The sequence below is a fragment of the Sporofaciens sp. St.21A7 genome, assembly GCF_059728535.1.
Genome location: NZ_BAAGFN010000001.1, coordinates 4,485,141 through 4,505,360, shown reverse-complemented (window position 1 = coordinate 4,505,360; position 20,220 = coordinate 4,485,141). Strand labels below are relative to the sequence as shown.

Sequence of the window (20,220 nt, the reverse complement as noted above, 5' to 3'; positions counted from 1 at the left end):
AGTAGCCCTCCCTCCTTAGGGTCGTCCGTTCTTTGTTCATCACAATTATTTTAAGGAGGAATTGTCATGGACAAAGTATCGGGAAAGTTGACAGTATTTTTTGAAGAACCCTTTTGGGTGGGAGTGTTTGAAAGTGTATCAGATGGAAAGCTATCTGTATGTAAGGTTACGTTTGGCGTAGAACCCAAAGACTATGAGGTATATGACTTCGTTTTGAAAAATTACTATCGGTTACGATTTAGTCCGGCTGTGGCAACTGATGTAAAAGAGGCTGGTCGCAATCCTAAACGAGTACAGCGTGAAGTGCGTAAACAGGTACAGAATAACGGAATAGGAACAAAATCACAACAGGCTTTGAAATTACAGCAGGAGCAGTTGAAAACTGAACGCAAGACTATGAGCCGGGAACGGCAGGAAGCAGAGAAACAGCGGCAGTTTGAACTGAGACAGCAGAAAAGGAAAGAGAAGCATAGGGGGAGGTAATATCAACCTGATTTTTTAGTAGTGTAAATAATTTGGCTTTAATTTCATATGTTTGCGTAAAGTAAATATGGTATTATTAAGCAGAAAGGAATTAATTATGTCAGGAGCGAATGATAAAGTCTCATTTGTGGAAATTGAACAGAATGTGATGAAGAAAACGGCTGAAAATGTTAGTGAAAGAGCCTTGAATGCGATTTTAAATTTTATTAAAAATAAATATGGAAAAGCAAGTGTAGCAACAGGTAGTGCGTTTAGGGCATACCTTAGAAATTCTGAAATAAGATATAATAAAGTAAAAACTTTGGCAGATTTATCTGAACCTAGGGTGCTAGAGGGAACAGATGGAATATATGTAGATGTATTTGTAAAATATAAGAAGAAAAAAATCCCCATGACAATAGTTGATAATGTTATGAAAATCAGTAATAATATTGTCATTACAGGTAGCGGTGGAACGGGCAAATCAATGATGATGCGGCATTTATTTTTGAATACACATCATAGAGGTGAATATATACCTGTTCTGGTTGAATTAAGGAAAATTGGTGACATTAAGGAGGAAAATGCGCTGTTTAATTTAATTCATTATTGCATAGAAAGTTTTGATGTAAAACTGAATCAAGAGCAGTTTGAATATAGTTTGAGGTCAGGTAAATATTTATTTTTATTTGATGGATTAGATGAAGTAAAAGAAGAATATCGTGAAAAGGCAATGCAACTAATACAAGAAATAAGCAAGAAATATCCAGATAATGGTTATATTGTTTCTTCAAGAGAAGAGGGAGTAAGTTTTCATGAATTAGAAACATATACTTTATTGAAAGCATGTCCATTAGAAAAAAATCAGGCGATTGAATTAGTAAAAAAAATTGGAAAAAATGATGAGAAGATATTTGAATTTGCAAATTTATTAGAATGTGAGTTATATGATAAGCATGAGGATTTCGCATCAAATCCTTTGTTGTTAACGATGATGTATATTACGTTTATAGATAATAATATGATTCCTGAACATTTAACGGATTTTTATGATAGTGCATATGATGCTTTATATAAGAGACATGACGCAAATAAAGAAGGATTATTTAATCGAGAATATAAATGTAAAAAAGTTGGAGAACGGGAATTTAAAGATTTATTTGCTTATTTTTGTTTTCAGTCATATTTTTCTCAACAATATGAGTTTAGCAAGGAGGAAATCTGTAAGTACATTGAAAGAGGGATAAAAAGACTGAATTTGGTATCTTCTATAGATAGACCAGAACTGTTTTTTGATGATATTAAAGACATAGTATGTTTGATAGTTGATGAAGGAAATAAATATAAGTTTGCACATCGTTCTTTTCAAACATATTTTGCAGCTTATTATACTGCAACACATGTTACAGACGAACAGCAAAAAATTTTTTTGAAAAAGGAAATGGATAAAAGACATCTTTTTCGTGAAGATTTTTTTCATATGTTATATAGATTAGAAGGGGAACGTTTTAATATTAATGTATTGGAAACGGGGTTAGAAGATGTTCTGAATAATCTTAAAAATAATGATTCTCCTCAATTTGCTTTTTTTAAAACTGCTTATCAAAGTTTATCGGTTCATAATAATATATTATATAGAGGTATTAATTCTGCCGAACATATGGATATCCCTTATGAGAGAAATATTATTTTGCTTTTTGATGAGTTATATTGTGTGGAGAGACACCAGGATAAAGTATTGGGCGAGAAAATCATTATGTTATTAAAGGAGCAACATGGTTTTTTCCGAGAAAAAAATGAAATTGAGATTGAAGATTTGGCAAGAATAGAACCAGAGAGTAAAAAAAGTGAGATTCTAAAATTGCTTTATGAGTACTGTGAGGTTGATAGTTTGCTAGAAAGGATAGGGAGATGGATGTCGGAACAGAAGAGAAAGAGGGATAGTATAACAGAAAACAGCGCAAAAGACGAAATGTTGTTATTGTTATAAAAATTGGCTCTATTTTGGCTCTAAAAACTTTGACTGGTACAAATATAAAAGCGATTTTTAAAGAATATGGATAATAAATGCTTGAGAAATGAGGGAAAAACAGTCAGTTCAAGCTATCCGCCGAGGAGTTCGAATAAACAAAAATGCTTAGTAAACCTAGTGTTTATGCGGGTTTGCGGACTTTGGAAAGGTCTTTTGATAACAAATTGATAACAGTCGTTTGGGTGCGATTATTCTTACTGTCAGGTGGTTTGTTGGTGGGAGAATGATTTGCAAGAGGTTTGGACGGCTGAAATAAATCCATATTAGAAACGCCCTTAGCTGTGGGTAGGAACTCATGGCTAAGGGCGTTTTTTGTCGTGCTTTTTAATTGATGAATGGGGGTGATAATTAAAGTGTTTTTTCCATAATGTAATTCGTCAAGGGGATATTTGACCTGATTACCTGCTGTTCCTTAATTGTATTATATCCCCTGTGAAGAAAAAACGGCTTTGCAGTGATGGAAGCATGTGTGGTTATTTTGCTTACCTCAAAAGCGTGTTCCAGTTTATCGCAGATAGCGGCGGCAATCCCTTGGCTTTGATAGTCCTTGTGGACATAAAGTCTGTCAAGGTAGCCTGTTTTGTCAATATCGCCAAACCCTGCTATGATGCCGCCTTTTATGGCGACAAGCGTAAAATGCTCGGATAATGATTGATTCCATTCATTTATGTTTACATTGCCAGTTGCCCAGACGTTTAACTGTTCATCTGTGTAGTCTTTGGCATTTATAGAGTGGACAGTCTGATAAAACAGCTCCGCTAAGTATTTACAGTCCGAGGGGCGGTATTCTCTGATAATCACGTTTTTTACACCTTCCAATCTGGCTTGGTTAGTCTGGCAGCTTATCTTTGAACGCTTCAACTAAGGCATCGCTCAATTCCTTAGAGGGGGCTTTCGCCCAATGCTGCATGGTGTCAAACTTTGGGTAATTGTACCGCCACTGGTTGTAATCTTCTTTGCTGATTTCCTCGGCAGAGAGTTTTGCAGCCTGTTCCTGCCAAGCGGTAAGCATTTGCAGTAACTCGGCGGCATCCTTATTTTTGTCTTTGTTGACTTTTAAGCAGATTTCACCGTCTGATTCGCTGACGGTAAGTCCGTAAATGTCCTCAAGGGCAAATAAGGTGTGCATAAGACCGATGTAGCTGTCAATGTCGGGTATGTCCAGAGCCTGCGGCGCAACGTCAAGAGCCTGCGCCAGTGCAGCCGTCAAGTCTGCCTTTGGCTTGCGTGAGCCAGTTTCATACTGTGCCAGACGCACGTCTGCGCTCCGTTCGGGAAAACCGACAAGCATACCAAGGTATTTCTGTGTCATGCCCCGCATGATGCGGAAAAAATGTATTCTTTCGCCAATCGCCATAATGTTTCACTCCTTGTTCGTATGTTTATAAGGAGTATAGCATATATGCTTAGAAAAAGTCAAGAATAAGCGAAACAAAAAAGTTTAATATTTTCTTGCAAACCTATTGACAGTAGCAAAAATGTTTAGTATTATGAATTAAGCAAAAACGCTTAACAAAAAACGCCGCAAGGGCATACCTATATGCCCAGAGTAATGGGCGGCAATAAGGAAAGGAGAGGTTGTATGGACAACAAATTTATCCGTGTGGACGAGGTGGCGCAGGAGCTTTCTGTATCGAAGCCTTACGCTTACAAGCTCATCAAGAAACTGAATGACGAGCTGAAGGAGCAGGGGTTTATCACGATTGCAGGGAGAGTAAACCGCCAGTATTTTCAAGAAAGGTTTTACGGAGCAGGAGAAAAACAGGGAAAGGAGATGGAGTAAATGCCAGTATTTAAGAATGAGGGAAATGGCACATGGTATGTGATGGCAAGGTATGTGAACTGGAAAGGGGAGCGGAAACAGAAATGCAAGCGTGGGTTTGCCACAAAGCGGGAGGCGCAGGAGTGGGAGCGAAAATTCCAGTTGCAAAATTCCGCTGACCTTGATATGGACTTTGAAGCTTTTACAGAGCTTTATGTGAATGACGTCAAGAACCGACTGAAAGAAAACACATGGCTGACAAAGGAGCATATCATTCGGACAAAGATTCTTCCGTACTTCGGGAAAATGAAGATTAGCGGGATTGGCACGAAGGAAATCATTGCATGGCAGAATGAGCTGCTTGCCTACCGTGATGAAAAGCGCAATCCCTATTCGCAGACGTATCTGAAAACCGTCCACAACCAGCTTTCCGCTATCTTCAACCATGCAGTAAGGTATTACGACCTCCGCTCCAACCCTGCGGCAAAGGCGGGGAACATGGGGAGCGAGGAACACAAGGAAATGCTGTTCTGGACGAAAGAGGAATATAAAAAGTTTGCAGATGAAATGATGGACAAGCCAGTTTCTTTTTACGCCTTTGAAATGCTTTACTGGTGCGGAATCCGAGAGGGAGAATTATTAGCCCTGACCGCCGCAGATTTTAGTTTTGATAAGGAAACAGTCACGATTAACAAATCCTACCAACGCCTGCACGGGGAAGATGTGATTACCTCTCCGAAAACGAAGAAAAGCAACCGAACAATCAAGATGCCGAAGTTTCTCTGCAAGGAAATGCAGGAGTATATCGGTATGCTGTACGGCTTAAAAAAGAAAGACCGTATCTTTACAATAACAAAGAGCTACCTCCATCACGAGATGGACAGGGGCGCAAAAGCCGCAGGGGTGAAACGCATACGGATTCACGATTTGCGCCACACGTATGTCAAGCCCACGACAAAAAAATTTATAACTTTTTTTGAAGTTTTTCGGGCAGCTTCATAGCTGCCCATAGCTGTTTCAAATGGGTGTTCACGGTTATACCTCCTTTTCGGATTCCTTAGTTTCTAAGAAATCCTGTGTTGCATATTCAATCTTAATCCGATCTCCTGGAAAGACGTAAACTTTGTTGATAAGCCGGTCAATCAGAGCTTTCGTCAGCATGTTGGCGTTTCCGACTTCCTGCACAATTTCCTGTTGTTTCAGCTTAATCTCATAATCACTTTTCCTATAAATTCACAGCTGATTAGGAAAAAAGAGTCGATAACACAAGGGGTCTTGTGTGCTATCGGCTCTGCGTCTGTGCGTCTGGCTCTTTGATAACAGTAACTTCTAAATGTTTGATATTTACAAGAAATTCCTTTTTGCATTTCGGGCAAAACAATGGAAAATTCTCTAAAACTGAATCTGTTCTGATTTTTGTACGGGTTTTACTCTGACATATTGGACACAGCACCCAATGTTCAAGCTGCATGGCATATCTCTTTTCCATAGGCAGTTACTTTGTAACAATGGGTTTTCCATCTTTATCAATTAAAGGACAGATACCAGCACCCGCACCAAACTTTGCAACAAGATAATTGACACCGGTTTCTTTATCTACCACCACATAAAACCCCTTTACACTTCCAGCGGTTTCGGTAATTTCAAATCTCTTATTTTCCATATAGATACCTCCTAACTATTCAAAAAAATCAAATTTCTTGCTTTGCAAAAATACGATAACTGATTTGATACATCACATAGCACCACGCTAATGCCAAAAGCGGAGAGCAACAGAGAAGAATAAACACAAGCTGATCGGTCAGCGTAACTCCTAATGTAGCAAGAAGCTGATATACTCCAAAACAAATCCCTGCCGGAATAAGGAAAGATACCAACAGCAGGACGCGGCCTCTTTCTGCTCCAAACTTGAATACAAGAGGAATTGACATACTACCAAAAATCAGAGCAATTACCCATGAAATCAAGGTCAAAAATAAAAGTTCTCCAATCCCTATAAGGTCAAGCGTGATTTTATTTGAGATAAGGCCGCCGATAGAACCAACAACCAGTCCAAAGAGGCTGCCAACAGCGCAGAAGATAGCCAGTACAATAAATTTTCCGCCCACCAATTCTTTCTTGGAAACTGGCATAATCATGGCATATCGTGTCCACTTAGAATTATCGTCAAAAGAGAAAGTTGTTACAATCATCATGCTACACAGAATGGCGCACACAAAGATATAACCTTCAACACCAGAAAACGGGATAAGGGCAATAGCAAAAACCAAAAGGATGAACAACATAGATTTGGCATTATGACCGATATTCAATAAATCTTTCAAAACAAGGCTTTTCATTTAGCTTGATCTCCTTTCACATACAGCAGCAGAATATCATCAATCGTTGCATCATCCACTACGGCATTTTTATATTTTCTTTTGGCCTTTTCCTTATCAGCTACCAGAACATTCCATTGGTAATCGTCTTTACGGTAGGCCAGAATTTCGTCTTTGTCCAACTGATCGAACAGAGCTGCCCCACAGCGAATAATACCGTAGTTATAACGGAGTTCATCTTTCGTTTTGCAGAAAAGGACTTTTCCTTGATGAATAAAAGTAATATAGTCTGCAACTTTTTCTAAATCCGTCGTGATATGCGAGGACATCAAAATAGAATGTGTTTCATCCTGCACAAAGTCGAGGAACACCTCAAGAATATCATCCCGCATTACAGGATCAAGTCCACTGGTGGCTTCATCTAAAATAAGCATCTTCGGTTTATGTGAGAGTGCGAAGGCAATGCACAGCTTCATTTTCATACCTTTGGATAAAGTTTTGATTTCTTTATCCAAAGGGAGCTGAAAGCGTTTCAGATATTCCTGATATAAATGTGCATCCCACTGTTTGTAGGCCGTTCTACCGATTTTTCCGACTTTGGCAGGGGTGAGAGTTTCATAGAAGTTAATTCCATCGAACACCACTCCAATATCCTCTTTGAGCTGTTTCGATCCCGATAACTCCTGCCCCCAAAAAGTGACAGTTCCCTCGTCCTTATGGATTAAATCAAGAATGGCATTGATAGTCGTACTTTTTCCAGCTCCATTTTCACCAATCAACCCCATAATTGCTCCTTTTGGAACCGAAAACGAAACATGATCTAATTTGAAGCCATCGTATTGTTTTGTTAGGTTATTAACCTGCAAAATAGAGTCCATAGTTAATCCTCCTCATGATAAAACATCGTCAGTAATTCAACCAATTTTTCTAACGATATTCCACTTGTTCGGCCAATATCAGCCGCTTCCTGCAAATGTTCTTCAGCCAATCTCTGCTGTTCTTCTTGATAAAAGTCTTTGTTCTGTGCCGACACAAAACTGCCTCGACCAACTGTTGTTTCTATAAACCCGTCCCGCTGCAAATCTTCATACGCCTTTTGGACGGTAATGACACTCACATGAATGGATTTTGCCAGTGCCCGCATAGAGGGAATCGGGTCGCCAGTTTTCAGTTCACCACTCATAATCATGGCTTTTATCTGCGAAGTTATTTGCTCATAGATTGGCTTGCTGGTATTGCTACTTATGATAATTTCCACTACGCCCCTCCTTTGTTTTATAGTGTGATTATTGAACAAGTACATTATACACAAGTTGGGTGGCGTTGTCAACAAAAGTATGTCAATAAATGAGGATAAACTACTGGCAAGCAATGCAATCTTCCGTAAGATTGCGTATTTTGGCAGGAATCCCTTTCCGGTATTCCTGCCAAAATGCTTGTTGGTGACATATCCCCAAACCCCTGAGATCATCACCTGCGGTAATGGCTGCGCGTTCCGTTGGAACGCTGAAAAACAAAAGAGAGCTGTTTTAAGTTGAACACCTTCGCCCAGCGTTCATACCCCGGACCTTTGCCGGAACGGATCGCCGCCTCAATATCCACCAGCAGCCCGACTTTGGAAACCGGCTTTTGTGGGGAGGTACGGCGGGGCTCCGCCGTCCGCGTGCCGGCGATCCGTTCTTTCAGCACCCCAGGCTCATGGAACTGCAGGTAAGCAAACAGGTCCGCCTCCCTCGCCGCCTGAATCTGCTCTTTGCTTACGCCGGGCATAGTGCCGGCACAGAATTTCTTTTCATCGTGCCCCGCCTCCTTTCTGTGATGAAAAAAGACGCCCGAAGGCACCTAACAGCCGTATAGGTCGTGATTGACCTCGGCACGGTAATAACTGTCCATTGTTGCCGGGGCATTATACAGCGCTGCCAGCAGGTATGCCTTGATATTTCCGACTTTTGTGGTGTTCTTGTCAATACAGTCAAAGACATACTCCAGGTGGCCGGAATTGATCTTCAGGAAACGGCCCTTTACCACCTCCCTGGGAAAATCATCCCCGGCAATACGGATATATGGCCGCTTGGACAAAACAACTTCAAGCATAAGCTCCATAGTCTCGTCTAAGCGTTCTTTCCCATAACGGGAAACCATACAGTCATACTCAATATTTTCTTTAATGATCTCGCGGTAGGCGTCTGTCAGCTCTATTCGATCCATCCTATCCGGGCGGCCTGCCGCCTCCGGCTCTGCCGGATAGATTGATTGATGGGTCCTTGATATATCCGTTTTTGATTTTTTAGTCCTTAGTGGATTAGTATTTAATTGTGTGGGATTTTCCTGTCCAGGTTCGGCCTGTTCAGGTTTTGCCTGTCCTGGATTTACCTGTCTTGGATTTTCCCGTTTAGGTGAATACTCCCGTTTTTCAGCATTTACAGGCTTTTCATGGATCGTATACTCAATGTCTCCGAGCTGTCCGTTCCCATAGCGGAGGCGCTGCCTGGTGAGATACCCGTGCCGCTCCAGCTCTTTCAGGGCGGTAGTGATCGAATCCACGCCATCCTTACAGATATGGGCGAGCCCCTTTGTGGTATAATCCCAATCTTCCGGCAGCGACAGCATGAGCGAGAGGAGCCCCTTTGCCTTTAAGGACAGTTCCGTATTGCGCAGGTGGTGGTTGCACATGATCGTGAAGTCCTTTGTTTTTTCTACCCGGAATACAGCCATAACAAAAACCTCCTTCCTTTTCCTCCGGGTTACAAGGCGCGGTCCCTGCAGTCATAGTGCAGATGGCCGCCCGGTGCAACCTTCGCATGGTTTTTCAGTCTGACCTCGCCCCGTTCCTGGCTGTCTAAAAATTTCTGGTAGCCGGCATCCGTAAGGAACAGGCGCATCTTGTCGCCTTTATCCCCGACAGGGGCATTACCTGAAAGCACGTCAAAGACAATCATGTGCTTTACTTCCGGGTCAAAGCGCTCCAGAGCCATGATGTCATGCCCCTTCAATTTCTCCGCGCCGGATTTCTGCCTGGCCTCTGCCAGTAGTTCCCCCATCGTCTTAGGTCCTGCCGGAATCCGGTAGTTTTTCCGAATATCCTGAATGAGCGCCAGACAGTCTTTTTCCGGCATGGCGTCCAGCTTTCGCATAAGCTCCTCCGCCGTTTTCCTCTTTACCGGGTCCGGTATATAGGGGAGGCACATGCGCAGCTCATAAGTGACATCTGATTTCCCATAGCTTTCCGTCTGGAAGATCAGGCGCTTTTCCATTTCGTTCAGTTCCATGTGAATCTCCTTTCTCCTGAAAATGGATATGAAAAAGGGCGTCCACCTATAAAAGTGAAACGCCCACGGCAATCAGCGGCCAGGCAATACACCGGACCGCTGGCGTTATTAAATTTTGTCGTTAATGAAACAGCCTCCTTTTTTCGATATTTTTCTCGTCAGATTTCAACTTGGAAAAGGAATTGAATAAATGACGGCAAACGCTCAAACCCCTTGAAAATAAAGGCTTTTTCCGTTTGTCGTTATTATACCGTAATGGCACAGCCACATCAGTTTATTGATTGACATGGGGTTTTCAGCGGTGGCGATTGCCGACCGTGTGGGGCATGAAAGCATCGAAATCACTTACCGTTATGCACACCTGTTTCCGTCAAAGCAGGCGGAAATGGCGGACAGGCTTGATGATTTAGGAAAGGGGGATTTTTGAGATGTCGGCAAAGAATTTAGACAACTGCAACCGTTGGAGGAATAAGACCGTCGCTTTTCGGGTATCTCCCGAAGAAAGCGAGCGGATTGACAAGGCGGTGCGCCTTTCGGGGCTTACCAAGCAGGACTATATCACAAGGCGGCTCTTATGCCAAGATGTAGTAGTGCAGGGAAATCCGAGGGTGTATAAGGCTCTCCGCAATGAGCTTTCCGCCGTCCTTGCAGAATTGCAGAGGATTGAAGCGGGCGGCGTAAATGAAGAACTGCTTGACACAATCGAACTGATTGCCGTTATCCTCGGCGGTCTGAAAGGAGAGTGTGAAGATGGCGAATAAAAAAGAAATGGCTACCCCAAATGTATCTGTTAGCGCAGATACGGAGCAGCCAATTCAAAAATGTACTGACCATAGTATATCCAACTATGACGAAAATATCAATAGTTTTGAGGAAATGCAGAGGGAAATGCTGCGGCAGCTAGACTCGTCCTATCTGAAAACCGTATCTATGGCGGCACTTTATGATACGGTATTTGATATACAGCCGCCGCTGATTGATGGTCTGCTCCAAAGAGGAACCTACCTTTTCGTAGGCTCTCCAAAGGTGGGGAAAAGTTTTATGATGGCTCAGATTGCCTACCATATCAGCATTGGAATGTCGTTGTGGGAATACAAGGTGCGGAAAGCGACGGTTTTATATTTTGCGCTTGAAGATGATTACCCACGTCTGCAGAAACGGCTGTTCCAGATGTTCGGTGCAGAAGAAACAGGCAACCTATATTTTGCAACAGAGTGTAAAACGGTCAATGGCGGTTTGGAAGAACAAATCAGAGGGTTTATGCAGGAACATCCCGAAACTGGTTTAATAATCATAGACACCTTAAAGCGTGTCCGTGAAGCTGGCGGTGCAGATTACAGTTACGCAAGCGACTATGACATTGTGGCAAGGCTCAAAGCATTGGCAGACAGTTACAAAGTTACGATGCTCATTGTCCATCACACCCGAAAGCAGAAAGCGGAAGATATTTTTGATATGATTTCGGGAACAAATGGACTGATGGGTGCAGCAGACGGAGCATTTGTTCTCAGCAAGGAAAAGCGAATTTCCAATAACGCCACGCTTGATGTGGCAGGCAGAGACCAGCAGGATATGAAAGTCCATCTTGTGAGAGATGCCGAGCGTCTGGTGTGGAACTTTGAAAAATCGGAAACAGAGCTGTGGAAAGAGCCGCCAGAGCCTTTACTTGAAAAAATAGCAGCTACTCTTTTTTCGGCGAGTGACAGGGAGGGGACAGCTTCAGAACTTTGTGAAAGGCTCGGCGTGGATATTAAGCCGAATGTGCTTTCCTTAAGGCTTAGTATCAATGCAAGCAGGCTGTTCCGTGATTATGGTATCCGCTATCAGAACAGCCGTACCCACAATGGCAGAAAGGTTTCCCTTTGGAAAGAGATTAATGGGGAAGCGTGACAAACGGTGTCAAAGGTGACAATGTTTATGAGCGCAGGGGCGTTGTCTAAAACATTGTCACCATCGTCACACATTGACACTGTTTGAAGTTTGGCGGAGAGTGCAGAGAGTGCCTTTTCAAAGGCGGCTCTGTCTCGTCTGCCGACTCGGTCGGTTCGCAGCTTGTGTGCCACTGGCACACGCTCACCCCTCGGAGTGCGCAAAACCCGCCTGCGGGTTGCATTTTTGTTGGCACAGCCGACAAAAGTGCTTTTGCGTTACTTTCGGGAAAGTAACAAAGCCTACCAGCCGAGAAGAAAGGGCGTGATTTTATAAGACGGACGATTAGCGCAATGGTGGGGAAAGGCTCGGTCAACCATAACAGCCGCAAGTTTAAGGCTGAAAATGTGGATGGTGAACGCTCCCACCTCAATGTAGATTACTGCAATGAGAATATCAAGAAAGTATATCATAAGCTGTTTGATAAAGCATTACAGAGATATAACGAGAAACAGACGAGGGCAGACCGCCGCATTGCCGATTATTACGAGAAGATACGGAACTCGAAGCAGGAAAAGCCGTTCCATGAGCTGATTTTGCAGATGGGGGATAAGGAGAACATGGGTGCGGGAAGTGAAAACGGACAGCTTGCAAGGCAGATTTTGGATGAATATTATCATGGATTCCAAGAACGAAACCCGAACCTTTATGTATTTTCCTCTCATATCCATATGGATGAAGCAACGCCGCATCTGCACATTGATTTTGTTCCGTTCACGACTGGCAGCAAGCGCGGGCTCGAAACAAGGGTATCTTTGAAGCAGGCGTTGGCGGCGCAGGGATTCAAAGGCGGCTCCCGTGGCGATACGGAGTGGAGCCAGTGGGTACAGTCCGAAAAAGAAAACCTTGGCGCTGTGATGGGGCGGCATGGCATTGAATGGGAGCATAAAGGCACGCATGAGAAACATTTGTCTGTCCTTGATTATAAAAAGCAGGAGCGGGAAAAAGAGGTCATCCAGCTTGAGGGGCAGATTTCAGAGAAAAAAGAGGAATTTCAAGTTTTGTCGGACAGGGTGGAGAATTATGACAAAGGAATGGAAAACCTAAAAACTCTGGAACAGGTGCTTGACACTTCCCCAGAATACCAGTTGCCAGAGCCGCAGGGGTTCATGTCGGCGAAGTCGTATAAAAATAAAGTGGCAGTAAGCAGATGGACAGCTTTTTGGAGCAGGCAAAAGCGGCGCAGAAGTTGAAACAGCGAGGGAAATGCTTTAAAAACAACAAAGAGGAAAGGTAGGAAACATTATGGAAAACAGGATTTATGACGAAAATAACGGTCTTTGGTATGCAAGGCAAGGCGAATACTATCTCCCAGAGCTTGCATTACCTCCCGAAGAAGAAAAGCCGGTAGGCTTATGAGGGCAAAGGCATTTGCAGTATATCAAAGAGCATAAGCAGTTCATTTATCTCAATCTACTGACAAGCGGCAGGCTGAATGAATACCTTGCAAGTGTGGATGAACAGGCAGAGGATATGTTTTCTCGGCTGGTAAGGGAATATGCCGAAAGGAAGGGGGTGACGGAGCAGTTAAAGGCAGAAAATCAGATTTTATGGGTTCAAAAGATGAATAATATTCGGGCTTGTGTAAGGGAAGTTGTGGAGCGCGAGGTAATCTATTTATAAGTTATAGGTGGCACTTCTGCCGTATGTGGAAGTGTCTCTCAATCAAAAAAATAGTTCGGAGAATTGAAAAATCTTATGAATTTGTGTATACTTGGAAAAAGAAATTAGATTGAAAAATCGGAATTTAGAGGAGGTAAGACTTTTGAATATTAGCAGCTATAAGAAATACATTTCAGAAGAAACGATGATGGGACCAAATAGTGTCAGGATTTTAGCTGAATTACTTGACAAATATCCCTTACAACTGACCGATGATGATTTGATTCTTGATTTGGGATGCGGAACAGGATTAACAAGTTTTGTAATTGCGAAAGAAACAAAGGCGAAGGTTTATGCAAACGACCTATGGATTAGTGCAGAAGAGAATGGGAAGCGATTTACTCAATGGGGAGTTGGTGAACAGATAGAGCCAATTTGCGAAGATGCGAACAACCTTCATTTTGAAGAAAAGCAGTTTAATGCTCTGGTTAGTATTGATTCTTATCATTATTTTGCAGGTCAAGAGGGATTTTTTCAAGAGAAAATTTTGCCGTTTATGAAAGACGGTGGGGTAGTTTTAATTGGTATTCCTGGTTTGAAAGATGAATACACAAACTGTGCAAAAGAGCTCCTATTTGATTGGCTTGGTGATGATGCCTATATGTTTAAAAGTCCAACACACTGGAAAAAACTTGTTGGCAGCCACGACAGAATTAAAACGGTCATAACATGGGAAATGGATTGCTTTGAAAAAGCATGGGGTGAGTGGATTGCAACAAATAATCAGTTTGCTTATGGTGACAGACAACACTTTGAAACAATCATTAGGCCATATACTTGTTTTGTAGGTATCTATATAAAGCTGAAATAGGCGCTATAATATAAATTCCAGTTTATCAGGAAGTTACAAGGAACGAAAAGTCTGAAATTGTGAGGATACAAGAGATGGTTATTTTAATTACAGGAGCATCGCATACAGGTAAAACAGCACTTGCTCAAAAGTTACTTGAAAAATATAAATACCCATATTTATCAATAGACCATCTAAAAATGGGGTTAATTCGCAGTGGAAATACAGAACTCACACCAATGAGCAGTGATAAGGATTTAACCGCATATCTATGGCCTATCGTTCGTGAGATAGTTAAAACGGCTATTGAAAATAAGCAGAATTTAATTGTTGAGGGTTGCTATATTCCGTTTGATTGGCAAAAGGATTTTGTTTACGAATATCTCGAAAATATTAAATATTATTGTCTTATAATGAGTGAAGGCTATATTAGAAGTCATTTTGCAGACATAAGAGGATATGCAAACACCATTGAAAAACGATTAGATGATGAATGCTATACGATGAAGAGTGTTTTGGAAGACAATGCAGAAGTATTACGTAATGCACAGAAATATCAATTAAACTACATACTCTTTGAAGATAAATATGAAGTCAATATTGATTTCTAGGGACAATTTCCTGTTTGTAAAATTGACTCCAAAACTTAGTGTTGATTTTCTTAACAAACTCGCTTTTAATTTAAGCCATAGCATATAGCTATTATCCGCAGTTACACAGCCAGTGTTATCAACAGCGATAACAAAATGATAACATTAGCTCATATAGGCAGGATAATATGGATATATCAAATAATCAAAAGATTTACATACTCGACAGAGAATAATTCCTAAACAAAATTAGTTAGTAAAGGTCTATCCGAAATATTATCCAAAGGAAGTAGTGGATTTCTTTTGCAGACATCATAGTAAAGAACACATTCTAAACGGAATAGCATCGGGAAATATGGGAGTGTTGGTGTATAATGATATGATTGTCGGAACAGGTTGTTTTGATGGCAATCATATTACAGGGGTATATGTGCTGCCCGCTTATCAAAATCAGGGCTGCGGCTCGCATGTTATGAATTGTTTGGAAAAGGAAATTTCTAAAACATATGATACGGTTATTTTGGACGCTTCGCTTCCGGCAGCGTGTTTATATGAGCATAGAGGCTATAAAACGGTGGGGCATGGGATATACGAATTGGAAAATGACGTAAAGCTGATTTATGAAATCATGGAGAAAAAGCTAAAAGAAAATTGAAAATGTGGATTGAGAGGAATTGAAAAATGAAATGCAGAATAAGAAAATGGGAGCTATCAGATGCAAAAGATTTGGCGGCTGCACTTTCAAATAAAAAAGTACAAGATAATCTTCGTGATGGGTTGCCTTACCCTTATACTGAACAGGATGGAAAAGATTTTATTTCTGCTATGCTTTCCGCAGATGAAAACGAAACCTTTGCTTTTGCTATTACCGTAGATAATACAGTGATTGGCAGTATTGGCATTTTTCGGCAAGAAAATATTCATAGGCAAACCGCCGAGTTAGGATATTATATTGCTGAGGAATATTGGGGCAAAGGCATTATGACCGAAGCTGTCAGGCAAATATGTGAGTATGTTTTTAGAGAAAGTGATATTATCCGTATCTATGCAGAGCCGTTTGTTTATAATATAGCGTCTTGCAGGGTGCTTGAAAAAGCAGGGTTTCAATATGAGGGTACATTGAGAAGCAATGCCGTGAAGAATGGTAAGGTAATGGATATGAAAATGTACTCTTTACTAAAAGAAGAAATAAGGGAGTGAATTTGGTGCTAAAAGAATATAAGTTTGGGTTCAATATTTATGGGCTATTATTGTTTTTGATTATAATGATACCTAACTTTATTTGGTTTGCTGTTCCAGCACCTAATGATGTATTAAGGGCGGAATCGGTTACTGAAGTGATTGACACCATAGCTTCTGTCTGTCAGGTTATGATGGTTATAGCTTTGTGTGTTTTTGTTAACGTAAAGAGCCATAAATTCCATATCACGCCTTTAATTATTCTTGCGATAATTTGTTGCTTAATATATTTTGCAAGTTGGGTAGGATATTATTCAGGTACCGTGAATACAGGTGTTATAATGGGGCTGACAATTCCCCCGTGTTTGGCGTTTTTGTTTTTTGCTATTGATAGAAAAAATATGATAGCAGTTGTGCCAATTTCCATTTTTCTAATTTGCCATTTGACATATGGTATTGTTAATTTTATTGTTTGAGGTTATATAAGTATGGATTATCGGATTAGAGAAATCAGAGAAAATGAATACTACATATTATCTGATTTTCTGTATGAAGCGATTTTTATTCCAGAAGAAATGGAAAAACCGCCAAAATCTATTGTTGAACAGCCAGAGCTTCAAGTATATATCGCTGATTTTGGGAAAGCAGATGATTGGTGCTTGGTTGCGGAAGTAAAAGAAAAGATTGTGGGCGCAGTATGGGTACGTGTTATGAATGATTACGGGCATATTGACGATGAAACGCCTTCCCTTGCCATATCGCTTTATGAAGAATACAGGCATTTGGGGTTAGGTACGGCACTTATGAAAGAAATGCTGCGATTTCTAAAACACAAAGGATATAAGCAGACATCTTTATCCGTGCAGAAAGCGAATTATGCAGTTAATATGTATCAGAAAGTAGATTTTCAAGTAGTAGGGGAAAATGAAGAAGAATATATAATGGTTTGCCAGTTGTAGCGTGGCAGAAGGAGATAATGAGAAATAATGAAGAATATGAAAATAGATGCTAACGGAACAGAAATTAGAGTAATGGGCGATGTCGTTAATGAGGACGCTTATATTTCGCTGACAGATATTGCTAAATATAAAAATCCTGATAATGCTTTTATTGTGGTGGCAAACTGGATGCGTAATCATTCCACGATTTCGTTTTTGGGCTTGTGGGAACAAATCCACAACCCCAATTTTAAACCTATCGAATTCGATAGGTTTAAAGCAGAATCGGGAGATAATGCGTTTACGCTGACGCCGCAGCAATGGATAAAAGCAACGGACGCAATCGGTATCATATCAAAATCAGGTCGGTATGGCGGCACTTATGCTCATACAGACATTGCCTTTGAGTTTGCTTCGTGGATTTCGCCAGAATTTAAACTTTATATTATCAAGGACTATCAACGATTAAAGAAAGACGAAGCAAACAGATTAGCGATTGGATGGGATGCAAAGAGAGAATTATCAAAAATTAATTATCGTATCCATACAGATGCGGTAAAGGAATTTCTGATAACACCAACATTGTCTCCGCAGGAGATGGCATATACATATGCTTCAGAAGCGGATATTTTGAATATGGCTTTGTTTGGGAAAACGGCGGCGCAATGGAGAAGTGAAAAAGGAATAAGCGGAAAAACGCCAAATATCAGAGATTTTGCTTCAGCGGAAGAATTGGTGGTACTTATCAATCTGGAAGATACGAATGCTGACTTAATAAGACAGGAAGTGCCGAAAATAGAGAGGCTGAAAATATTAAGAGAAAAAGCTTATAGGCAGTTAGAACTTTTGAAAAAGAACCAAGATACGATTGAAGCACTAAAGAAAAATCTTATTGAAGATACGGGAACAAACAGTTGATTTTCTAAGCAAAATCGCTTATAATTTAACACGGAACATATAGCTACTATCCGCAATTACAGAGATTACGGATATGCCTGACCATATGATTTATTTGAATAAGTACAACCTAAAATCCCATATAAATTATACATATGTTAGCCGATGTTAAGACCAAAGAGTTCAATAATTTCTTTCTGAAAAGCTGTTGTCGTTGTGTAGATCTGTTTACGTTTCCCTTCAACAGAAACTACCCGCAAGGATTTCATCTCATCTATCACTTCCTGCATATTATGGCTCTTGAACCATCCGGCCTCATTCATGATGTTTTTAATCTGAGAAGTAAGTATCAGGGCAATATACTGGATAAACAGCCGCCCGTCCATTGCTGCTGAGGAATGGATACGCAGCCTTTTCATATCAAGGTCATTTTTCAAGTCATCGAAGTGCTTTTCTATTGTATCCTTCATCCGATATATTTCAAGTGCCTTCACCGGATCTTTGACATCATTTGTCGCAAGCACAAGCCAGCCAACACTGTTCTTTCTGCAGACATCTATCGCTTCCTGATTGTATTCAACCTTCCTGCCCCGCTTAGGAGTCTCCTTGACAGTAAAAAATCTTTCGTAGTCTTTCTGATGCTCTTTTACCGTACTCCCTGAGCAGAGTTCCTCATATTCCATCAGAATCCGATGGCTGAACTTTTTCTCATCCAGCGCGGCTTTGATACTGTCAAAATAAACATGAAGGTAGCAGCGGTGCCCTTTCCACTTTATGAGTTCTGTGTCCGCATAGAGTTCTTCCCCAAGGACATCCATATCTCAAAGGCAACAAGGTAGGAAATAGACCACACTATTATTGCTTTGAAGATACAAGCAGAGGAATTTATTGGATGATACCCTTGTCCAGCCAGATTGATAAATATAAGCGAATTGTAGAGAAGAAAGAGAAAGCAGGAAAGCCCTGTGATATTATCACATATTGTGAAATTGGATGATAGCAGGCAGAGTGCATTTTTGATACAGGATATGTTTCCAATAACAGATGAGTACATAGAGCGAGAATATACCATAGCCGGAAATCATTTGATGCTGACAAGTGAGCATACTGCTAAAGAGATTGAACAGAAAGCAAAAAAGGTTATGGGTATGCTGAAGCGTGGTATAAAATTTATACCAACGCAGCCGAATGTGATAGCCATATTAGAAAAGTTGAAGCAGAGCAAATAGTTGTTCTTTAGGGGCGTTAATTACATGGTGCTAGCACCATGTAGATATGGCAGTCAAGGGGAAAATCTGTGATACCCGTATGATACCTGTTTGCTCTGAAACTGCAAATACGACGTGAAATATGGATATTATAGCTATGAAAACCCTTAAAAAGTAATCAAGTATTTAGCAATTATGTTATAGCTATAGGGATTTCAAATAAACAAAAATGCTTAGCAAATCCAGTGCTTATGCGGGTTTGCGGACTCCCAAGAGGTCTTTTGATAACAAATTGATAACAGTCATTTCAGCGGCATTATTCTTGTTGTCTGATGGTTTATAGGTAGAAGAATGATTTTAAACTGGCTGGCAATGTTCAGAGCCATACTGAGAAATATTACATATTTCTCAGTTGTGGCGTATCCGCCAAATGGACTTTTGCCAATATATGCTCTTGAATGTAAACATTCATCGCATATATTGTCTAAATTCCGCTTGGCTCTGAACGAATCCATATTAGAAACGCCCTTAGCTGTGGGTAGGAACACATGGCTAAGGGCGGTTTTGCCGTTTTTATAACACGGTGGGCAATTATTTCGGTATTTAGTAATCTTTTAAGCGGTCTTTGAACTGTTCAGCCAAGGTATCGCTTAATTCCTTAGAGGGGACTTTCGCCCAATGCTGTGAAGTATCAAATTTAGGGTACTGATACCGCCACTGGTCATATTCCTCTTGGGTGATTTCTTTATTAGCGAGCCTTGCCGCCTGTCCCTGCCAAGCGGTGAGCATTTGCAGTAAATCATCGGCGGCTTTGCATTTGCCTTTATTGACATGCAGACAGATTTCCCCGTCTGTTTCACAGACAGTAAGACCGTAGATGTCCTCAAGGGCAAATAAAGTGTGCATAAGCCCGATTTGACTGTCTATATCGAACAGCATGGAATGGTCAAGAGGAAAACGTGCTGCTTCCCGCAGCACGTTCTTATAGGCGTTATTTGGAACTAGAGATTTTAATTTGACGTTTTTGTGCGGGAGATTGGAACTTTAGTTTGCGGGACGACAGGATGGGATGCTGGGGAAGTTTGTGATAGATTTCGTTTTCAGCTGGTAAAATAGGCAGTGTCGGATGCAGATAGCGGACAAAAAATCAATACACAATACCAGCCAGCAAGCAACGCCTTTGG

At 41.0% G+C, this 20,220-nt stretch carries 24 protein-coding genes and 6 pseudogenes; 17 read left to right on the top strand and 13 right to left on the bottom strand.

Annotated features, from left to right (window positions below; genetic code table 11):
* Window positions 1–66 precede the first annotated feature (66 nt).
* Window positions 67–483 carry a YjdF family protein gene (locus AC6I3O_RS22380; protein WP_497852747.1) on the top strand — a complete coding sequence of 139 codons (417 nt, stop codon included), beginning with the start codon at window positions 67–69 and terminating at the stop codon, window positions 481–483.
* Between the two features lie 97 nt (window positions 484–580).
* Complete coding sequence (locus tag AC6I3O_RS22375) at window positions 581–2,452, top strand: NACHT domain-containing protein (RefSeq protein WP_497852746.1); 1,872 nt, start codon at window positions 581–583, stop codon at window positions 2,450–2,452.
* Between the two features lie 390 nt (window positions 2,453–2,842).
* On the opposite strand, the gene AC6I3O_RS22370 is transcribed toward AC6I3O_RS22375, so the two are convergent.
* Both AC6I3O_RS22370 and AC6I3O_RS22365 read right to left on the bottom strand, forming a co-directional pair.
* A complete protein-coding gene (locus AC6I3O_RS22370) occupies window positions 2,843–3,295 on the bottom strand; it encodes a GNAT family N-acetyltransferase (protein WP_497852745.1) in 453 nt (150 codons plus the stop codon).
* 28 nt (window positions 3,296–3,323) lie between these two features.
* Window positions 3,324–3,851 (bottom strand): helix-turn-helix domain-containing protein, encoded by a 528-nt coding sequence (locus AC6I3O_RS22365; RefSeq protein ID WP_497852744.1) that lies wholly within the window; start codon window positions 3,849–3,851, stop codon window positions 3,324–3,326.
* Window positions 3,852–4,076: 225 nt separating this feature from the next.
* Between AC6I3O_RS22365 and AC6I3O_RS22360 the strand changes: the two genes are divergently transcribed.
* Both AC6I3O_RS22360 and AC6I3O_RS22355 read left to right on the top strand, forming a co-directional pair.
* Window positions 4,077–4,277: a helix-turn-helix transcriptional regulator gene (locus tag AC6I3O_RS22360; protein WP_016304095.1), complete on the top strand. Its 201-nt coding sequence runs from the start codon at window positions 4,077–4,079 to the stop codon at window positions 4,275–4,277.
* Entirely contained in the window at window positions 4,278–5,258 is a 981-nt protein-coding gene (locus AC6I3O_RS22355; RefSeq protein ID WP_497852743.1) for a site-specific integrase, read from the top strand.
* Window positions 5,259–5,291: 33 nt separating this feature from the next.
* Here the strand turns inward: AC6I3O_RS22355 and AC6I3O_RS22350 are convergent, their stop codons facing one another.
* From AC6I3O_RS22350 to AC6I3O_RS22310, 9 genes are all read right to left on the bottom strand, one after another.
* Window positions 5,292–5,441: a hypothetical protein gene (locus tag AC6I3O_RS22350; protein WP_497852742.1), complete on the bottom strand. Its 150-nt coding sequence runs from the start codon at window positions 5,439–5,441 to the stop codon at window positions 5,292–5,294.
* A gap of 97 nt (window positions 5,442–5,538) precedes the next feature.
* Window positions 5,539–5,727 (bottom strand): cysteine-rich KTR domain-containing protein, encoded by a 189-nt coding sequence (locus AC6I3O_RS22345; protein WP_172509772.1) that lies wholly within the window; start codon window positions 5,725–5,727, stop codon window positions 5,539–5,541.
* A gap of 24 nt (window positions 5,728–5,751) precedes the next feature.
* Window positions 5,752–5,919 (bottom strand): DUF6440 family protein, encoded by a 168-nt coding sequence (locus AC6I3O_RS22340; RefSeq protein ID WP_172509773.1) that lies wholly within the window; start codon window positions 5,917–5,919, stop codon window positions 5,752–5,754.
* Window positions 5,920–5,947: 28 nt separating this feature from the next.
* Complete coding sequence (locus tag AC6I3O_RS22335) at window positions 5,948–6,595, bottom strand: ABC-2 transporter permease (protein WP_288156309.1); 648 nt, start codon at window positions 6,593–6,595, stop codon at window positions 5,948–5,950.
* Window positions 6,592–7,452 (bottom strand): ABC transporter ATP-binding protein, encoded by an 861-nt coding sequence (locus AC6I3O_RS22330; RefSeq protein ID WP_120432885.1) that lies wholly within the window; start codon window positions 7,450–7,452, stop codon window positions 6,592–6,594. The genes AC6I3O_RS22335 and AC6I3O_RS22330 overlap by 4 nt, the downstream gene beginning before the upstream one ends.
* Before the next feature lie 2 nt (window positions 7,453–7,454).
* Window positions 7,455–7,832: a GntR family transcriptional regulator gene (locus AC6I3O_RS22325; protein WP_353957160.1), complete on the bottom strand. Its 378-nt coding sequence runs from the start codon at window positions 7,830–7,832 to the stop codon at window positions 7,455–7,457.
* A 212-nt stretch (window positions 7,833–8,044) separates the two neighbouring features.
* Window positions 8,045–8,344, bottom strand: coding sequence for a hypothetical protein (locus AC6I3O_RS22320; protein ID WP_497852741.1), 300 nt, complete (start codon window positions 8,342–8,344; stop codon window positions 8,045–8,047).
* Window positions 8,345–8,416: 72 nt separating this feature from the next.
* Entirely contained in the window at window positions 8,417–9,289 is an 873-nt protein-coding gene (locus AC6I3O_RS22315) for a DUF6017 domain-containing protein (protein WP_120432886.1), read from the bottom strand.
* A 29-nt stretch (window positions 9,290–9,318) separates the two neighbouring features.
* Window positions 9,319–9,843 carry a DUF5720 family protein gene (locus AC6I3O_RS22310; protein ID WP_497852740.1) on the bottom strand — a complete coding sequence of 175 codons (525 nt, stop codon included), beginning with the start codon at window positions 9,841–9,843 and terminating at the stop codon, window positions 9,319–9,321.
* Window positions 9,844–10,102: 259 nt separating this feature from the next.
* On the opposite strand from AC6I3O_RS22310, the pseudogene AC6I3O_RS22305 reads away from it, so the two are divergent.
* From AC6I3O_RS22305 to AC6I3O_RS22250, 12 genes and pseudogenes are all read left to right on the top strand, one after another.
* Window positions 10,103–10,270, top strand: a pseudogene (locus tag AC6I3O_RS22305) (site-specific integrase); the annotation flags it as partial.
* Between the two features lies 1 nt (window position 10,271).
* Window positions 10,272–10,604: a plasmid mobilization protein gene (locus tag AC6I3O_RS22300; protein WP_268766769.1), complete on the top strand. Its 333-nt coding sequence runs from the start codon at window positions 10,272–10,274 to the stop codon at window positions 10,602–10,604.
* Complete coding sequence (locus tag AC6I3O_RS22295; RefSeq protein ID WP_497852739.1) at window positions 10,594–11,733, top strand: AAA family ATPase; 1,140 nt, start codon at window positions 10,594–10,596, stop codon at window positions 11,731–11,733. The genes AC6I3O_RS22300 and AC6I3O_RS22295 overlap by 11 nt, the downstream gene beginning before the upstream one ends.
* Before the next feature lie 332 nt (window positions 11,734–12,065).
* Window positions 12,066–12,764, top strand: a pseudogene (locus AC6I3O_RS22290) (plasmid recombination protein); the annotation flags it as partial.
* Window positions 12,765–13,017: 253 nt separating this feature from the next.
* Window positions 13,018–13,395 (top strand): annotated as a pseudogene (locus AC6I3O_RS22285) (TnpV protein).
* 142 nt (window positions 13,396–13,537) lie between these two features.
* Window positions 13,538–14,245, top strand: a complete 708-nt coding sequence (locus AC6I3O_RS22280; protein ID WP_497852738.1) for an SAM-dependent methyltransferase — start codon at window positions 13,538–13,540, stop codon at window positions 14,243–14,245.
* Between the two features lie 74 nt (window positions 14,246–14,319).
* Entirely contained in the window at window positions 14,320–14,835 is a 516-nt protein-coding gene (locus AC6I3O_RS22275) for an adenylate kinase (protein ID WP_482673191.1), read from the top strand.
* A gap of 265 nt (window positions 14,836–15,100) precedes the next feature.
* Window positions 15,101–15,469 (top strand): annotated as a pseudogene (locus AC6I3O_RS22270) (GNAT family N-acetyltransferase); the annotation flags it as partial.
* A gap of 26 nt (window positions 15,470–15,495) precedes the next feature.
* Window positions 15,496–16,014 (top strand): GNAT family N-acetyltransferase, encoded by a 519-nt coding sequence (locus AC6I3O_RS22265; RefSeq protein WP_482673192.1) that lies wholly within the window; start codon window positions 15,496–15,498, stop codon window positions 16,012–16,014.
* A gap of 5 nt (window positions 16,015–16,019) precedes the next feature.
* On the top strand, window positions 16,020–16,469 hold the full coding sequence (locus AC6I3O_RS22260) for a hypothetical protein (protein ID WP_497852737.1): 450 nt from the start codon (window positions 16,020–16,022) through the stop codon (window positions 16,467–16,469).
* A gap of 12 nt (window positions 16,470–16,481) precedes the next feature.
* Entirely contained in the window at window positions 16,482–16,952 is a 471-nt protein-coding gene (locus AC6I3O_RS22255) for a GNAT family N-acetyltransferase (RefSeq protein WP_482673194.1), read from the top strand.
* 27 nt (window positions 16,953–16,979) lie between these two features.
* Window positions 16,980–17,849, top strand: a complete 870-nt coding sequence (locus tag AC6I3O_RS22250) for a KilA-N domain-containing protein (protein WP_497852736.1) — start codon at window positions 16,980–16,982, stop codon at window positions 17,847–17,849.
* Window positions 17,850–17,986: 137 nt separating this feature from the next.
* Here the strand turns inward: AC6I3O_RS22250 and AC6I3O_RS22245 are convergent.
* Window positions 17,987–18,643 (bottom strand): annotated as a pseudogene (locus AC6I3O_RS22245) (IS1634 family transposase); the annotation flags it as partial.
* A gap of 150 nt (window positions 18,644–18,793) precedes the next feature.
* Here AC6I3O_RS22245 and AC6I3O_RS22240 point away from each other — a divergent pair.
* On the top strand, window positions 18,794–19,057 hold the full coding sequence (locus AC6I3O_RS22240) for a hypothetical protein (RefSeq protein ID WP_497852735.1): 264 nt from the start codon (window positions 18,794–18,796) through the stop codon (window positions 19,055–19,057).
* 582 nt (window positions 19,058–19,639) lie between these two features.
* On the opposite strand, the pseudogene AC6I3O_RS22235 reads toward AC6I3O_RS22240, so the two are convergent.
* Window positions 19,640–19,966 (bottom strand): annotated as a pseudogene (locus AC6I3O_RS22235) (helix-turn-helix domain-containing protein); the annotation flags it as partial.
* Window positions 19,967–20,220: the final 254 nt, after the last annotated feature.

What these genes read in the sequence shown, in the direction of transcription:
- AC6I3O_RS22255 (WP_482673194.1), top strand. Translation starts at nt 16,482, where the DNA reads ATGGATTATCGGATTAGAGAAATCAGAGAAAATGAATACTACATATTA.
- AC6I3O_RS22315 (WP_120432886.1), bottom strand. Translation starts at nt 9,289, where the DNA reads ATGGCTGTATTCCGGGTAGAAAAAACAAAGGACTTCACGATCATGTGC.
- AC6I3O_RS22335 (WP_288156309.1), bottom strand. Translation starts at nt 6,595, where the DNA reads ATGAAAAGCCTTGTTTTGAAAGATTTATTGAATATCGGTCATAATGCC.
- AC6I3O_RS22365 (WP_497852744.1), bottom strand. Translation starts at nt 3,851, where the DNA reads ATGGCGATTGGCGAAAGAATACATTTTTTCCGCATCATGCGGGGCATG.
- AC6I3O_RS22300 (WP_268766769.1), top strand. Translation starts at nt 10,272, where the DNA reads ATGTCGGCAAAGAATTTAGACAACTGCAACCGTTGGAGGAATAAGACC.
- AC6I3O_RS22375 (WP_497852746.1), top strand. Translation starts at nt 581, where the DNA reads ATGTCAGGAGCGAATGATAAAGTCTCATTTGTGGAAATTGAACAGAAT.
- AC6I3O_RS22360 (WP_016304095.1), top strand. Translation starts at nt 4,077, where the DNA reads ATGGACAACAAATTTATCCGTGTGGACGAGGTGGCGCAGGAGCTTTCT.
- AC6I3O_RS22275 (WP_482673191.1), top strand. Translation starts at nt 14,320, where the DNA reads ATGGTTATTTTAATTACAGGAGCATCGCATACAGGTAAAACAGCACTT.
- AC6I3O_RS22310 (WP_497852740.1), bottom strand. Translation starts at nt 9,843, where the DNA reads ATGGAACTGAACGAAATGGAAAAGCGCCTGATCTTCCAGACGGAAAGC.
- AC6I3O_RS22330 (WP_120432885.1), bottom strand. Translation starts at nt 7,452, where the DNA reads ATGGACTCTATTTTGCAGGTTAATAACCTAACAAAACAATACGATGGC.
- AC6I3O_RS22265 (WP_482673192.1), top strand. Translation starts at nt 15,496, where the DNA reads ATGAAATGCAGAATAAGAAAATGGGAGCTATCAGATGCAAAAGATTTG.
- AC6I3O_RS22345 (WP_172509772.1), bottom strand. Translation starts at nt 5,727, where the DNA reads ATGCAGCTTGAACATTGGGTGCTGTGTCCAATATGTCAGAGTAAAACC.
- AC6I3O_RS22340 (WP_172509773.1), bottom strand. Translation starts at nt 5,919, where the DNA reads ATGGAAAATAAGAGATTTGAAATTACCGAAACCGCTGGAAGTGTAAAG.
- AC6I3O_RS22295 (WP_497852739.1), top strand. Translation starts at nt 10,594, where the DNA reads ATGGCGAATAAAAAAGAAATGGCTACCCCAAATGTATCTGTTAGCGCA.
- AC6I3O_RS22320 (WP_497852741.1), bottom strand. Translation starts at nt 8,344, where the DNA reads ATGCCCGGCGTAAGCAAAGAGCAGATTCAGGCGGCGAGGGAGGCGGAC.
- AC6I3O_RS22250 (WP_497852736.1), top strand. Translation starts at nt 16,980, where the DNA reads ATGAAGAATATGAAAATAGATGCTAACGGAACAGAAATTAGAGTAATG.
- AC6I3O_RS22380 (WP_497852747.1), top strand. Translation starts at nt 67, where the DNA reads ATGGACAAAGTATCGGGAAAGTTGACAGTATTTTTTGAAGAACCCTTT.
- AC6I3O_RS22355 (WP_497852743.1), top strand. Translation starts at nt 4,278, where the DNA reads ATGCCAGTATTTAAGAATGAGGGAAATGGCACATGGTATGTGATGGCA.